General features: G+C 47.1%; 10 protein-coding genes. 4 read left to right on the top strand and 6 right to left on the bottom strand.

The window, feature by feature from the left end; translation table 11 throughout:
* Window positions 1–62: 62 nt before the first annotated feature.
* The 3 genes from ACLIIY_RS20230 to ACLIIY_RS20240 form a co-directional block, all read right to left on the bottom strand.
* On the bottom strand, window positions 63–3,182 hold the full coding sequence (locus ACLIIY_RS20230) for a PKD domain-containing protein (RefSeq protein WP_434529243.1): 3,120 nt from the start codon (window positions 3,180–3,182) through the stop codon (window positions 63–65).
* Window positions 3,183–3,701: 519 nt separating this feature from the next.
* Window positions 3,702–4,088, bottom strand: coding sequence for a hypothetical protein (locus tag ACLIIY_RS20235; RefSeq protein WP_434529244.1), 387 nt, complete (start codon window positions 4,086–4,088; stop codon window positions 3,702–3,704).
* Between the two features lie 42 nt (window positions 4,089–4,130).
* Window positions 4,131–6,122 (bottom strand): U32 family peptidase, encoded by a 1,992-nt coding sequence (locus ACLIIY_RS20240; RefSeq protein ID WP_434529245.1) that lies wholly within the window; start codon window positions 6,120–6,122, stop codon window positions 4,131–4,133.
* A gap of 218 nt (window positions 6,123–6,340) precedes the next feature.
* Between ACLIIY_RS20240 and ACLIIY_RS20245 the strand changes: the two genes are divergently transcribed.
* Window positions 6,341–6,790 (top strand): DUF302 domain-containing protein, encoded by a 450-nt coding sequence (locus ACLIIY_RS20245; protein WP_039973996.1) that lies wholly within the window; start codon window positions 6,341–6,343, stop codon window positions 6,788–6,790.
* 6 nt (window positions 6,791–6,796) lie between these two features.
* Here the strand turns inward: ACLIIY_RS20245 and ACLIIY_RS20250 are convergent, their stop codons facing one another.
* Together ACLIIY_RS20250 and ACLIIY_RS20255 are read right to left on the bottom strand one after the other, a co-directional pair.
* Entirely contained in the window at window positions 6,797–7,729 is a 933-nt protein-coding gene (locus ACLIIY_RS20250) for a hypothetical protein (RefSeq protein ID WP_434529246.1), read from the bottom strand.
* A gap of 233 nt (window positions 7,730–7,962) precedes the next feature.
* Window positions 7,963–9,849 (bottom strand): methyl-accepting chemotaxis protein, encoded by a 1,887-nt coding sequence (locus ACLIIY_RS20255; RefSeq protein ID WP_038894652.1) that lies wholly within the window; start codon window positions 9,847–9,849, stop codon window positions 7,963–7,965.
* 317 nt (window positions 9,850–10,166) lie between these two features.
* Between ACLIIY_RS20255 and ACLIIY_RS20260 the strand changes: the two genes are divergently transcribed.
* Window positions 10,167–12,917 carry a M16 family metallopeptidase gene (locus ACLIIY_RS20260; RefSeq protein WP_434529247.1) on the top strand — a complete coding sequence of 917 codons (2,751 nt, stop codon included), beginning with the start codon at window positions 10,167–10,169 and terminating at the stop codon, window positions 12,915–12,917.
* A gap of 68 nt (window positions 12,918–12,985) precedes the next feature.
* Here ACLIIY_RS20260 and ACLIIY_RS20265 read toward each other — a convergent pair whose 3' ends face one another.
* Entirely contained in the window at window positions 12,986–13,312 is a 327-nt protein-coding gene (locus ACLIIY_RS20265) for a 2Fe-2S iron-sulfur cluster-binding protein (protein ID WP_005434274.1), read from the bottom strand.
* 206 nt (window positions 13,313–13,518) lie between these two features.
* Here ACLIIY_RS20265 and ACLIIY_RS20270 point away from each other — a divergent pair, with 206 nt between their 5' ends.
* Together ACLIIY_RS20270 and ACLIIY_RS20275 are read left to right on the top strand one after the other, a co-directional pair.
* Window positions 13,519–13,950 carry a Spy/CpxP family protein refolding chaperone gene (locus tag ACLIIY_RS20270; RefSeq protein ID WP_009706585.1) on the top strand — a complete coding sequence of 144 codons (432 nt, stop codon included), beginning with the start codon at window positions 13,519–13,521 and terminating at the stop codon, window positions 13,948–13,950.
* Window positions 13,951–14,483: 533 nt separating this feature from the next.
* The gene (locus tag ACLIIY_RS20275; RefSeq protein ID WP_009706584.1) at window positions 14,484–15,284 is read left to right on the top strand and encodes a tyrosine-type recombinase/integrase; all 801 of its coding nucleotides are present in this window, start codon (window positions 14,484–14,486) and stop codon (window positions 15,282–15,284) included.
* The last annotated feature ends 161 nt before the right edge of the window (window positions 15,285–15,445 follow it).

Genomic DNA, 15,445 nt, shown 5'->3' on the forward strand with positions numbered 1-15,445 from the left:
CGCCTATCAAGACGGTATCGAATGTTATGAATTTGGATGGTTAACGCTGATTAATCAGCCTGTTACGAGCAGCTATCAATCAACGTCCAGCCTGAATATGGGTCAGCAGGAGTGAGAGTCGAGTCTGTCCAACGGTCGGCTTCATACAAGCTGCCTTGGTAGGTCACTTGTTCGCCCGGTTGGTACTGTCTTTGCTCGAACTCTGGGATGTCGGCACAAATGCCATCACCGCCACCGCTGTTATCACCAACGACTTTCAATGACGTTGAATCTGAGGCATTTAGCTCGCCATCAGAAACCTGCACTGAAATCGAGAAAGTGAGGTCTGGGTCTGTGACCGGAGCCGTTACCACCAGTGTGTCGCTATTGGCGTCGCCGACAACCGTTAGGTCAGAAGGGACACCCCATTGATAGCTAATCACATCGCCGTCCGGATCAGAAGCGTTAGCGGTAATGGTTACGCTTTCGCCGCTATTTACCTGATAGTTCGGAGACAGTGAAACGCTTGGTGGATTATTGTCGACTGGTGGCTTATCGCCGCCGTCACCGCCCCAAATTGAGCCGTCACAATCGTTGCCAACCAAACACGTTGGATTTTGCGCGTAAGCGTCGACTTTGTTGTCTAGCCAGCCGTTGTCCGTGCCGTTCGAGCCAATGGTAACGACCGCCGTAGTTGAGCCACCACCCCATAACAAGGCAAACACGTTGCTTTTTGGTAGGTCTTGCATCGCCACATGAGACCAGTCGTAGCCCGCGTCTTTTTCTAGCAATTCGCGAACGTTACTCGCACCGTTGTAAGTGGTTGGATTGAGTTGCTTGTCGAGTAGGCCAGTACGTACGTTGTTGATGTCCGTTCCGATGCGCGCATCACCCATAAAGTAAGAGCCGCCAGACGCTTCATGCTCTACGTTGATCAGTGTATTGCCCTCATCTTGAGTCGGCATGTGGCCACCTGGGATTTGCCAAATCATGGCCGGAGACTCAACGCCATCACTGATGGTTTTCACATACGATAGGTAACGTGTCCAGCTGGTGGCGTTGTACGCGTAGTTCGCGATCGCTTCTGAGCCGAAACCGTCGCGCTCATATTTATCGAACACAATGTAATCTGGTTGGTAAGCGCCAGTGTAAACATCCAGCGAGTTGACGAAGTTCGCCACTTCTTGGCCTTTGTCAGCAGATTGGTCGTCTGTCTGGTGAATCCAGTTGGCTGAGCCTACCGCCCACAAATTGATTTGCCAGCCGTAAGTTACGTCTTCTGCCAACCCATTCATGATGAAGTTGAGTGACGCAATGTAGCCTTTTAGTGTGTTCTCGAATTGAGGCACGGCCACTGGTGGTTGATAACCGTAAGTCGTCTTCATGTAATCCAACGCACGTGCCAGTTGGTCATTCACATTGACCGCGCCCGCTTGGTTTAGGTCGTCTACATGGCTTGGGTTTTTCTGTAGTTCACCTAAGAAGTCAGGGTTAAGCACAAACGACATTGGCGAGCTGCCATCACCAGCCGCGTACTCTTGCGCTGCAATGGCTTGAGTTATGAAGGTCGCGTAATGTTTGTAGAGCAATTCATCATCGACTAAGTCTGTCCAGCTTGCACCACCACTTGCGTTTGCAGTGTAAACCACCATGACTGGCAGTACGTGATGGCCTGAAAGATCTGAAGCGCTTTGTGCGTTCGCGTAAGTTCTATGCAGCGGAAGCTCATCTTTCGCCAAGATCACACCCGGATCACCCGAGCCACTCAAGCCAGCGTATTTGAAGATGGCATTGACCTTAGTTGCGCCGATTTCATTGGTGGTTTGTTCGCTGTCGTTCGTCACTGTGCCGTTGGCTACGTAGTCTGGGAAGCCTTTGACTGCAAGGCTCATCGCTTCGCGGAATGGCAGCGTCAGCAACAACGGAGCATCGCTTTGCGTGACAGAGACGGAGTCATCCCCGTCATAGGCGTAACGCGTGTCTCCAGCAAACACCGAATCGATTTGGATATCGTACTCACCCGGCTTAACGTCGTCAGGTAAAGTGAATGGCGAGCTAGTAATCTCGTAGCTGTAGCGGCTAGATCCATCTTTCGCGACAAGGTTGAGCACAATTGGCATCGCTTCTTGAGGTAAGTCGACAATGCTTGCTTGAACGGTAGTGAAGTCGTTACTCGCGATAGGCGTTTCAACGATGTTGGTGCTGATTTCCGTCGCCGTGTCTTTGTTGACCAATACATCGAGGTTGTCGCTCGGTTGGTAAAGCACGTTGTTCACCGTAATAGGTGAGTAGGAGAGATCGTATTTGTGGTTATCAAGCAGCTTGCTGATGTCGATCTCGCCGCCAAATGGCACCACGAGGCTGCGTTCAACGTCTTGCGTGCCTGCCGCTTTCACGGTGGCATCTGTGGTTAGGCTTGTCGTAATGCCATCCAGTGCAGGCATGGTGAGCGAGATGGTCGCGTAGTAGATAAACGCATCGTACTGCACGGAGACACTAGGCTGTGTTGCATCGCTATCCACAGTCACGGTTGAGGTTGGCGAGGAGGCGTGGGCAATCCCCATTTCGCTCGTTACATCTTGAGCGGTGACTTGATATTCGCCATCTTGGAGGTGCTCTAGAACGAAGCTGCTTCCCCACGGCACAGACACGGCCTCACTGTAGTTCTCACCCTCGACCAAAATCGATGCCGCGGCTAGGCTGGCGTGTGGTGCACTTGGTGCCTGTAAGGTGATCTTGCCTTGAAGCGCAGGATCATTCTTGATGATCACCTTCTCGACATGCACGTCGTTTCCATCGATGTAATCACCATTGGTAGCATTGAGACCAAAGAAGATTTGAGCCGTTTGCCCATCGTTTAGGATTTGTGACGTGCTGTCATGAGTAAAGACAAACGTATTGGGAGCAGGGCTGCTGACATTAAAAGGTGCGCCCCATGAGCTATTCACCGTCGCATCTTTGTCTGATGTTACCCAAATCTCTGCGTCCGCTAAGTCTAATTGCTGACCTGAGATATTCTTCAAATCGACCTGCGCTTGTGAGTACCACTGGTCAACCTGTGGCACGGTTATCGTGGCAGAGACTGACTCGCTTTGAGCGGCCGTTATGATGTTTTCTTGTGTTGCGCCGAATGCAGAGGTGGCCATGATTGGGGAACCCATGAGCACCGCTGTTACCATCAAACTGATTGTTGTTTTCTTCATTGTTGAATCCTCATCACTTGCTTTAAAAAGCTAAGTGACTGTCCTTGTCGATTTTCTATTCGTGGGGGATTTCAGGCGAGGACTTCAAACACTAAGCAAACGTCACAAAGAGAGGGAAGCCCCTTGATCTAACCACTGCCGAAATCACTCATATTTTTTGCTTACATCCAGTTACAAATGAAAAGAAACAACTCAAAATTTGAAGGCCGATTCAGAAAAAAATCACTATATGCACTCAGGTTTATAAATTGAGTTAATTTATTGATTGGGATGAATATTGATGTCAATTATTGGTGGCTAGAGTATTTACTTGATTAATACTTTTGGTTGGGTGGGAGAGCATTGTTGGGGCGAATAAAATGAATTGCTAATACGATGAGAAAAGTGGATCTTGAGCCCAAAAATAAGCTGGTACAGAGTCAGAATAAGCGGGATAAAGTGATAAATTGGATGGCGATTTTGGTGTTCAAAGCGGCCATCCAAGAGGTAAAAATCAAGAGCAAAATCGTGTTGAAAGGGTTAAGCGCGATAAAACTTACTGTCGATGAAAACGTCACGATCACGCGGATCGTTCGATAGGAACATCCACATCTCTTTCATGCTTTGTTCAAAGAACTCTTCTTCAAACACCACCATAGAGCAATGTTCACCAAGCCCAGTCACGAAGGGTTCGAGTGCTTCAAACCCAATGCGTTCGATGTCTTCAATATCAATGAAATACAGCTTTTTATCGGTTCTTTGTTCGCTTTCTGCGGGTAATTCGCCTTTACCAAGCGCTGAAAAGTTAAGCTCAACAGTTAAACCTGTACGGTTTTGTTTGAGTTCATAAACCGCTTCGGTTTGCGCCATCACGTTGTAGTTCAAATCATCAAAGTAGCTCAGTGTTTCTTGCTTCATTGGGTGCATAAGTCTTCCATAAATTGTGCAGTTGAATCTGATGAGATTCCGTTACAAGCCTTTCAAGTATTGAGCGTTTGCCGTCGGGTGAATCGCGGTATTAAGTGCTTCAACATGCTGCTCATTGTATTCATTCAGCAGAGCGGTAAAGGCATCGATCAATTCAGGTTTGGTCATCGTGACTTTAGTTTCTGTCTGGATGTCGCGCAGGTCGATCAATACGTCAGTTAACAGTTGCGGCAAATCTTGCAGAACTTGCAGGTTCAATACGTTGTGCTCGCTGTAGATTGAGTTGTGACTGCCTTTTTGTTTTTGCACTACATACGGGTTGTCTTTTAAGTTGATGATCGATGTGCGCTTGTCACAACGCTTCAAACAGCCTTTATTTACCTTAATCTTGCGGCAACCTTCGGTTTGTTGGAACAAACATTGGCGACTAGTCAGCAGAGTGTTCGGGTGGTAAATACTGTAGTAGCTGCGCATGTTGTGCGGGCGCTTAATGTGGCGCATCTGCTTCATGTTCAGCTCGTTAGAGATAAACGCACCGCTTGCGGCGAACTCTTCTTGCAAACATTTGAACGAGTAGGAGTTCACCGTGTTCATCTGCGGGCCAGCAACCCAATCTAATCCCTGCTCTTGAGCCAACATGCCCACGCCAGAGTTATTGGTAATCGACAATTCTGGCTTCACTGCTTCTAAGAATGCACGTGCGGCTTGGTAATCGTCACCAATCAAAATCGCAGGGAACCAAGGTTTCAATCTTGGGTTTGCTTGGAACAACTCAATCATCGCATTCAGTTCACCCGCCAACCCCATTGGTAGTTGGAAGTACACATCGACATTGCTGTCTTCGCATAGTGCGGTGTCTTCTAGTGATGAAATCAAGACAGATAGCTTCGGAGCGCCTTCGCGCATATCTGGTTGAGGCAGCGCCGGCAAAGTCGGTACATCAATCGCGCCTTTTAGGCTGCTGCCAGAGGCTTGCGTTGAAGTCACATCAAAATCTTGAGTCTTCTCTGCAACCTTCTCAATGATTGCGGTTTTGTCGTCGTAGAGCTTCTTCTTCACGCCTTGCACATCATCGGCGGATTCACATTTGTAGATCTTTGAGAAGTGTTTCACTGCGTGATCGCGAGGGTTGTCGATATACATCGCTTTACCGAAATCACCTTGCAAAAACGCGTTAGAGAAATCGCGGTTAAATACGGTGTACAACTCTGTGGTGTCGTTCGACAGTTCTATGCCATCACACAAGCGGTCAATCTGTTTACGCCAGTTATCGACCACGGTGTAAACGTAGTGAGATTTCTTAATGCGGCCTTCCACTTTCAACGAATACACGCCCGCATCGGCAAGCGCTTCTAAATCGCCAAATGCTGAGTTGTCCTTCATGTTGAGAGGGTAGCTGTTGCCTGTTTTGGTGGTTTCGTATTGCTCACGACAAGGCTGGCTACAACGACCACGGTTGCCCGAAGCCCCGTTGCGCGCAGAGCTGATGTAGCAAATGCCAGAGAAACCAATGCAGTAAGAGCCGTGCACAAACACTTCCATCATCACGTCATGCTCACGACCAAACTGAGCCAGATGCTTGATCTCATTGATGTTCAGTTCACGAGAGAGGTTCACGCGGCTCGCCGTCAACTGATTAAGGAACAAGATCTGTCCTTCGTTGTGCGTGTTGAGCTGAGTTGAAGCGTGTACGTCTAGATCTGGGAAATGATTCTTGAGAATGTAAGCCAAACCAAGATCTTGCACGATCACACCATCAATCGCAGTGGTGTTTAACTGGCTGAGCAAACGCACGATGGCTGGAATTTCGCTTTCTAGAATCAACACATTCAGAGTCAGGAAGATCTTACAGTTGTGCTGATGAGCTAGCGTCAGCACGCCATTCAAGTTATCTAAAGTGAGGTTGGTCGCTCGGTTGCGGGCATTAAAACGGTCTAGTCCGCAGTAGATAGCATCGGCACCTGCAGCAATGGCTGCTTTGATGGAATCCAGATCGCCGCCCGGGGCTAATAACTCAAATTGATCGCGTGTCACTAGTTATCTCTTACTCAGTAAAATAGGTCACGTATTTTATGTGCTTCACGGTTTTAATGTTGGACTGATTAACGCTTTATTAATCTGAATCAATTTTCACTCTGAGTCGGTCTATTGTTGATAAGGAAAGCCGAAAATCAAACACGTACAAGTCGCGAGTCTGGGGCTTGGCTTCTATAGTTTTTGGGTAGTGAGATCGAAGCATAAGGAATCAGCAGATGGTAAAAGCAATAACAGTAGGATTGGTCGCAGTGTTGGCGTCGTTTTCCTCTTTAGCAGAAGAAAGTGTGGTACGAGTCGCGAGTCAACATTCGGTGCAAGATACGGCGAATAAGTTTGTCGAAATCGCGCAAAGTAAGGGCTTAAACGTGTTTGCGCGTGTGAATCACCAAGAGAATGCAGCTAAGGTCGATATGGCGCTACGACCAACCGAAGTGATTGTGTTTGGTAATCCCAAAGTGGGCACGCCGCTGATGCAATGCGCTCAAGAAGTCGCGATAGATTTGCCGCAAAAAGTGCTGGTTTATGAAGATGCAGAAGGCAAAACTTGGCTCGCTTACAACAACCCGATGTATTTAAAAGAGCGCCACAAGATTGAAGGGTGTGACGAGGTGTTGACCAAAGTCAGTGGTGTGCTGAGTAAGCTCACAGGCGCGGCAGCGAAGTAGTTTGCCTTATGCTGCTCGCGGTCTCTCCATGTGTGAGCAGCATTCTGCAAGCCAACCGTTACGGTGAGCGGCATTGTAAGCACCTCGGCAACAACGTAGCCAATCTCGTTTGCTTGAGAAATAGGATGCGCTGCCTTTACAGATCTTAAGCGTCCATTTTGAACGTGCAGAACGCATGTGGGCGCAGCACCTTTTCATCCAATTATTTCGATGGGCGGCGAAGTAGGCTCCACTGCATCCTTCTTGCCACGCTGTTCGTGTTTTGTACTCTGCCGCGCTTCTCATGCAGGCATCGAGTGTCCATTTCTTTTGTGTTCTTGGTTCGCCCATATGAGCGCAGCATTGCTCTAGCCATCCGCGGTTTCTTGCCGCTTGATAGGCGCTTTTACAATGGCTAATCCATTCCGTACGAGTTTTAAACGGTCGTGCACTTTGGATACAGGCCGATAAGTTCCACTTAAGTTCGATTGGTTTCATGTGGGCACAGCAGTCTTCTAACCAATCATTACGGTTAGCTGCGTTGTAAGCACCGCTGCATCCTCGCTGCCAGTCGGAGCGAGTTTTGTATCGTTTGGCGTTTTCTGCACAGGTTTCAAACGTCCACTTTTTCCCTGTCCGAGAAGGGAGCATGTGGGCGCAGCAATCTTCTACCCAGCCGTTTTTTCTGGCGGCATGGTAGGCGCTCTTACAGCCATGATTCCATGCAGAGCGTGTCTTGTATTTAGAGGCGCTTTGTTTGCATTTTTCGTACGTCCATTTCAAGCCAACGCGCTGCATATGAGCGCAACATTGGTCGAGCCAGCCGTTGCGATACGCCGCGCTATAAGCCGCTTTGCATCCTTCACACCACTCCGTGCGAGTCTTGAATTTTGCTGCACTTTGTTTGCACAGTTCTAGGTTCCATTTGCCCCGTTTTTTGGGTAGGTCCATAAGATTCATAAGCGCACCCCTTCAAAAGTTTCTGAATAAGGTTGAAAAGCCGTTTCCCTAAAAGTTTTGCCTATCTCGTTCTCTGAGGAACTTACTGATGTTGATAGGCGATAATGTTGATTGTGTTGCTTTTATGTACGGTTATTCGGGGCTTTCGGGTCAAATTAAGCCGAATTTACAGGCGGGAAAAACAACAAACCCCGCAACATGACGGGGTTTGAAATTAATGGTTGAAGTGGGTATTACGCCAGTTTGAAGGTTGCCACTTTCGAGTTGAGATCTTCTGCTTGAGATTTCAACTCAGATGACTGATTCATCGACTCTTCTGCACCGATAACCAGATGATCCGTCACGTCTTTGATTGAAGTGACGTTTTGGGTGATTTCATTGGTCACGTGGGTTTGCTCTTCTGCGGCGGTGGCGATTTGGGTTGCCATATCGCTGATCATCGCCACTGCCGAGTTGATTTCATCCAGCGCTTGAGAAGCACGGTCAGCATCTTCTACCGAGCCTACTGCCAGTTCAGAGCTGCGTTCCATCAAAGTAACAGCACGCTGAGTCGTGCGTTGTAGCGTTTCGATGGTGGATTTGATCTCTTCTGTTGATGTATGAGTGCGTTGAGATAGAACACGAACTTCATCCGCAACCACAGCAAAACCACGGCCTTGTTCGCCTGCACGTGCGGCTTCGATCGCGGCGTTCAATGCAAGTAGGTTAGTCTGCTCTGCAATATCACGAATGGTCGATAGCACGGTATTGATGTCTTGAGCATGTTGGTTCAGTTCACTGATCACGCCGCTAGCTTGGTTCACTTCCGAAGACAGGTTGTTGATCGAGTCTTTGGTGTTAACAACCAACGCATGACCATTTTGTGTGCTCACGGAAGAGTCTTGTGCCACTTTCGCCGTTTGCTCAGCGTGAGAAGCGATCTCTTGCGTCGCAGAAGCCATTTCCGTTACTGCCGTTGCCACAAGTGTGATTTCTTGTTGCTGGTGGTTGAGCTCGTCAACAGATTGGTTTGCACGTTTGGTGCTCAGCTCTGACTGATGATTCAAGTCTTCAGCTTGGTGACGAATGTGGCCGATAAGTTGCTGAAGGCTGGCAACAAACTGGTTGAAGTTCTCTGCCAATTCACCCACTTCATCGCGGTTCTCGACTTTGATGCGCTGAGTTAAATCACCGCTACCATTGGCGATTTGCGATAGAGCATTTGAAACGTTGTAAAGCGGACGGAATAGAATGTTGCACAGCAGGTTAAACAAGGCCACACAGATGATCACTACGATCGTTGTCGCGATGATTTGGCCCCAAACTGCGTCGTAAAGTGGGGCAACCAAAGAGTCATTATCCAGAACCGTGACCGTTGTTAGCTTAGTACCGTCAATGGCTTTCGCGTAAACCACGAAGTCTTTGCCGTTGATGGACACGGTACGATCTTGGCCAGAATTTGCTGCCGCTGTGATATCGCTGTTGTTCAGCCCCAATTTGCTGACAGGCTGGTTAAGCAGTTTGCTGTCATTGTGGGTGAAGATATTGCCTTGGTCGTTGGCGATAAACATATAACCTTCACCAGGCAGAATCACTTGGTTCAGGCTATTTAAGATGTCACCGATTTCCACGTCTGCACCTAGCACGCTGGTTTGACCGTGAAGTTGCAATGCTTTACCCAAAGACACCACGTTCGCGCCAGTTGCTGCGGCGACAGTAGGGTTGTCCATAAAGACTTTCGAAGGGTTTGCGATTGCGTTGGTGTACCAACCCCATTGACGAGGGTCGTCGTTACCCGGTGGCAGGACAACACCGTTCGCGTTGTCTTGAGAGCCATCTGGATACGCAAGGAAGACGTTATCAAACGCGGCAGAATCACGAACTTGTTTTAGGTGGGTCACAATGGCGGATTTCTCAGCATCTTGTGACAGTGATGTGAGTGCGCGCTCTTTCGACAGCAGCCAATCGCTCACATATTGGTTGTAAGATGCGCTGGTACTTTCGAGACGTTGCGCGACTTCAACATCAAGTCGCTCTAAAGCATCACGGAAAGACAGCCCCTCCACCAACACTCCCCCGAGGATGATGGCAGCACTGGCAGAGATCGCCAGTTTGTTCTTCAAAGATAAATTCTTAAGCATAAAGGTATCGTTGGCTCTTATATTTATAAAAATGGGTGTTTCGCGCGAACATTATATTTTAGTGGTCAAAATAAATTCCGATCTATGTCGCGTATTTGAGTCGTATCAACCTCGATGAGCAAATATTAAACAATGCGTATTGCCTTTTTGCGCTAACTTGATTAATAGCGAAGTGTTATCTAAGACGTTGTAAAACCTTCTCATTTTATAAAATGTGAGCTAGATCTTACTATTCAGGCGCAGTTTTCATATTAAATATCAAGCATATGGCGTGCTCGATATATTGCCTCAATTGATTATTATTAGGGACGATAGTTATGCGTAGCACGTTGTTACTCACCGCATTGTTGCTGTCAGGGTGTGCTCTGACTCCCCAATCGACACCGCTTCAAACCGATCCGAATTGGTACGTTGATCAACTGCCTAATGGGATGAAATACCACATTTATCCAACCCAAGATGAAGAAGTTTCAGTACGTTTGATGATGAACGTTGGCTCCTTCCAAGAAGATGCGACTCAAAAAGGCTACGCGCACTTTATTGAGCACATGGCGTTCAACGGCAGCACTCACTTTTCTGGCAATGATGTTGTAAAGCTGTTTGAAGCATCAGGCGGCAGTTTTGGTGCAGATATTAATGCCACGACGACTTATCAACAGACGACCTACAAGCTTGATCTTGCTAATCCGAGTAAATTGGATGATGCGTTAACTTGGATGCGTGATATCAGTGATGGCATCGAGTTCGACCCAACGCAGGTAGAAAAAGAGAAAGGGGTGATTCTAGGGGAGTGGCGTCGTGCGAGACCTGATGATAAATCCCTATCTTTTAACGCGTACCAAGCTTCTATTGAAGGCACGCCTTATGCGGAGCACGATCCGATTGGCACGCGCAGCTCAATAGAAAACACGACATCGCCAGCGCTAAAAGCATTCTATGACAAGTGGTATCAGCCGCAGTACGCTGAGCTAATTGTCACAGGTAATGTTGATGTCGAATCTATCTCAAAGATCATTGAGAACAAATTTTCTAATTGGGAAAGCGTTTCTAATGCGGTAGTAGAAAAGCGTCGTGATATTCGAGTGAATAACGCTAATCGCATTTTACCAAGCAGTAAGATGGAATCACCGAGCCTGCACCTGGTCATTGATCGGGACTCTGTTACTCGACAAACCATGCAGCAACAACACAAAGCTTGGCAAGATGAGCTGAGCGCCCAGTTGATCCAACAACGCTTACTCACGGTGTTGAATGATGCGGCGGAATCGTTCCAATACGCTTATGCGCAACCTTATTCCTCCAACTATCATCGCATGATGTCGGCAGGGGTGTCTTTTGCTCCTGAGCGCCGTGACAACATCCAACAAATCTTCTTGAATACACTGACGTCGCTGCGTGATTACGGTGTGACTCAAGAGGAACTGAATGGTGTGATGTCGGGTTGGTATGGCGAACTGTCTAACCTAGATGCCGATTGGGCGAAGCGAAAGCCTGCTGGTTATGCAGAAGCGCGAGTGTATCAATTGGAGCGAGATTCAGTATCGCAATCCAAACAAGGGTATGAACAAAGCTTGGTCACCTTTGTCGCTGCCAATGATCTTAACCACGCGAACAATGAGCTGGAAGCCCTGTTATCGGAACCGGCGAATTTTGTGGTGGGGTTAGGTAGAACGGAAAGCAAAGAACAGTTTGCAGGTGAGTTTGCGTTGTTAAGCGCAGCTTACGCACAAGCCGGTGAAAAGCCGCTTGAGATGTACGCGAAAACCGATGGTTTTATTCAGCCAACTAAAGAAGGTGACATCACCGCCGTTCGAGAAGAGAAAGGCGGTTTCCAAGTTTACTCACTCTCAAATGGCATCGAAGTTTGGTTCCAGAAAGATGAGAAAGCGGCGAACCGAGCCTACATTTACTTGGCTAGCCAAGGTGGTAAGGCTGCACTTGATAAATCACTCTATCCTGCGTTTGAAGTGGCGACCATGGCAGCGGCACGCAGTGGGTTGGGGGATTTCTCAGGTTCTGAACTCGACAGCTACTTACGCAAAAACGACATTTCACTCTTCCCGATCCTTGGCCCGACGAATCACGGCATTGAGGTCATCACACCCAAAGCACATTTAGCCAGTGCCATGAATGGTCTGTATAACGTGGCGACGGAAATCAAAGTCGATGAGCGTCAACTCGAAGCGGTAAAACGTGAATACGTTCAGCAGCGACGCGCTTTCTTTGAATCACCAATGGGTCAGTGGATTAAGGCCGCAAATGAAAACGCATACTTGCCTAACAGTCGCCATCGCCTTTTGTCCATCAATGGCGCAGAGAACGTCACTCCGGATCAAGTGTTTGCGATGCACGAAGCCTTGTTCAAGCATAACTACGGTTACAAAATGATCATCGTAGCCGATGTCGAACCTGAGCAGATCACACCATTGCTGCGTAAGTATGTTGCATCGATTGATCTAAAAGCGGCCACGCCCGTGGATTACCATATTGAGTTTGATCCAAATGCGAAAAGTCGTTTGGTCATGGCCGCAGGTAACGAGCCATCTTCGCTGTATTTGCTGCGTTTAACCAATGAGCGTGAGTCACCGAGAATGGCGCGTGACACGGTGGTTGAAGACATGCTGCAACGCATCGCTGCTGCGCGTGTTACCGCACAATTACGTGAAGAAGCAAGCTTGGACTACAGCCCTGGCATCTACCCAATTACACAAGATAGAGAACAGGTTTCTGATTGGTTCTTTGAATCACAAATCGATCCAAAAGACGTCGACAAGATGGACGCTCAGCTGGATAAAATCTTTGATGGTCTAGCGAAAAACATCACGCAAAAAGAAGTCGATACGGCTGCCAAGCAACTTGCGGTTTCTATGAAAGACATGGATGACAATCCGGGACAGCGCAGTTGGTCATACACTCGCTACTTAGTGCATGATTACGGGCTTGATGTCTTGCTGGACGTTGATAAAGCAGCGCAAAGCGTCACATTAGAAGAGGTGAGGGCGAAAGCGAAACAGGCCTTTGGTAGCAAAGCCAAACGCACCACCATCATTTTAAATCCGCAACAATAATCATCAAAAAGGGCGACATTCGTGTCGCCCTTTGTTTTTGCGCGGTAAGGTAAACTCGATTACCCGTTTTAACCGCACTGGCAAGGTGTGGTTTCGCCTGTCTTTATTTGTTGCTTGTACGCTTTAACGGCTTCTTTTCTTGCCGCATCAAGATCAGGGCGACGCACCACGACTTTCATCCCCGATTTAGGTTTTACCTTGCAAGCGTAACGAGGCTCACCGTCCACTTCCACTTTGCATACATGACAGCAACCGTGTTTACGTTTGTTCTTCAAACAAGGTGCGGCGATATTCACTTTGACCTTGCGTGCCACCTCAACCAGGTTTTGGTCGTCAGGTGAAAGGGTGATTTGGTGGTGATCAATCTCGATGATTGCAGGTTTAAAGGTAAACATAGGCTCTTAAATTTGGGTTAAATAATGACTAAGACGACGGACAAAAGAAAAAGACGAAGGAAATTGGAAATTATTTGTCGTTTTTGTCATATCAGTCTTTGCTTATTTTTGTGACGGAAAGTCTCATATTTGTCAGGTACAGGAAACCATGTGGTATCGATTGAGTCTCACCTAACTCAAAACTGAAGTTAATGAAGGTTCCCCCAATGAAACGCTACCTATTGTCGACGATTCTACTACTAAGCAGCGCAAATGTATTTGCAGAAGCAGCACCAACTCAACCTGCAGCGCCAAAACCATTCGGTTTAGAGAGCATTACGGCTGATCAACAAGCGAAGATTGAAGAGATTCAAATCAATTTAAGCAGCAAACTAGCGGGTCAGCAGGATCCTAAAGCGGTACAAGAAAGCGCGAAGCAGTTCGAGAAGTTAGTGAAAGCGTCTTCTTTTGATGAAGCAAAAGCCAAGCAGCTTATCCAACAAGCGCATGCAAAACAGCTAGACACACAGCTGGCTCAACTTAAAGCGCAGCACGATATCTACAATGTTCTAACCGCAGAGCAAAAGTCGACGCTAGAGAAGCGTCAACAGGAGCAACTTAAAAAGTTAGAAGCGATGAAGCAGCAACAAGCGCAGTAATCGAAACCACTTTTTACTCCCTATAGAATGTTCAAGGCTCCCAATTGGGAGCCTTTTTTGTTTGGTTTGCATTGGTTTGCGCATAAAGGTTTGGCTTTCCGTTGGTGATTACTTACTCAGAGACACTTCGAGAGCGTGTGTGATGTCGGTTCAATAAAACTGTCATGAGAAGTAGATCACAAAAAATGCGCTACAAAACAATTTCATACCGTTCATATCACCAAATAAACCGCCATCTTTCTGAGTAAAAAATCAATATAGTTATGAATCTAGATAAATTATCGAATTAATACATGAATTTACTTATCAAATCATCACTGTGAGGGGCTTGAATCAAATTGATATAGTTAAAGCGATTGATAAATCACTTGATTGGAATTATTCAATTAATACATCAATTAAATTAATGGTATAGAAACAAATATAAACGTGGCTATTGAGATTAATAACAGTAAGTAATATTAACTCAAATGCTTATTACCGCTTGAGCTATATTTAATATTAATAATTATAACGTAATGGAAGGTATGTTCATGAGTACCGTGCAGGCAATTAGCGACAAGCGTATTTTAAAGAAAGCAGAAAAATACCTGAAGCGACACCACGATGAAGTCTATTGGCTAATTTGGCGAATAGGCATTGAAACGGGATTACGAATTACCGACATCACCAAACTGGGCTACGACAACATTAATTTTGAATCGGGTGAAGTGGTGGTGATTGAGAGTAAAGGAACACTGGCGCGACAAGCAAGAGCGCGACATAAAGTATTAAAAAGCATCAAAAATGAACTGCTCAACTACTACAAACGAGATCATACCAAGTTGCTCTCAGTGTACGTGTGTGATTACCGAAACGTAGCGGGGTTAGTGCCTCGTAGTTGGAAGAAAAGCGTCCAAGCACGCTTGGAAGAAGCAACGAAAAACGCTCCGGTGAAAAAGCGTATCGCTTATCTTAGTCCGCGAACTTTAACTGCATTGAAGAAGCGCCGAAGAATGTGGCAAGACAAAGATAACGGTCTGATTTTTTCGCGCTCTACCCTAGCCAGTAATCGAGCTAAAAGACAGCGAGGCGTTATCTCGCGTCAGGCTTGTTGGAGTGTCTTCTCGTGCTTATCTCGATGTATTGATGAGCTGCGTCAGTACAAAATCGGCTGTCACAGTCTAAGGAAAATATTCGCACGTCACCTTTACCATTCAAGTGATATGGACATTGGCCTAGTAGCGACCATTATCGGCCATCAGTCTGTTTCGACAACGCTAAGGTATATCGGTATTTCAGATGAAGATACTAAGCGGGCGCAATTGCGGCTGTTTGACTATTTCTTCGCGTAGCGAATAACACAACGACCTTTTCGTTTATAGGTTGAGGAAGCCAGTGCGACCTCAGGCATCTCTGTATCTCAAGCCCCAAACTCTCGCAATGAGAGGCAGTTTTTGACGTCTGTTAGTGGGTCGATTGCACGCTTTTGCCCTCATTTCTGTAGGAATGGTAC

Origin of the sequence: Vibrio sp. K4, from assembly GCF_051122595.1 — a bacterium.
Taxonomy (GTDB): domain Bacteria; phylum Pseudomonadota; class Gammaproteobacteria; order Enterobacterales; family Vibrionaceae; genus Vibrio; species Vibrio owensii.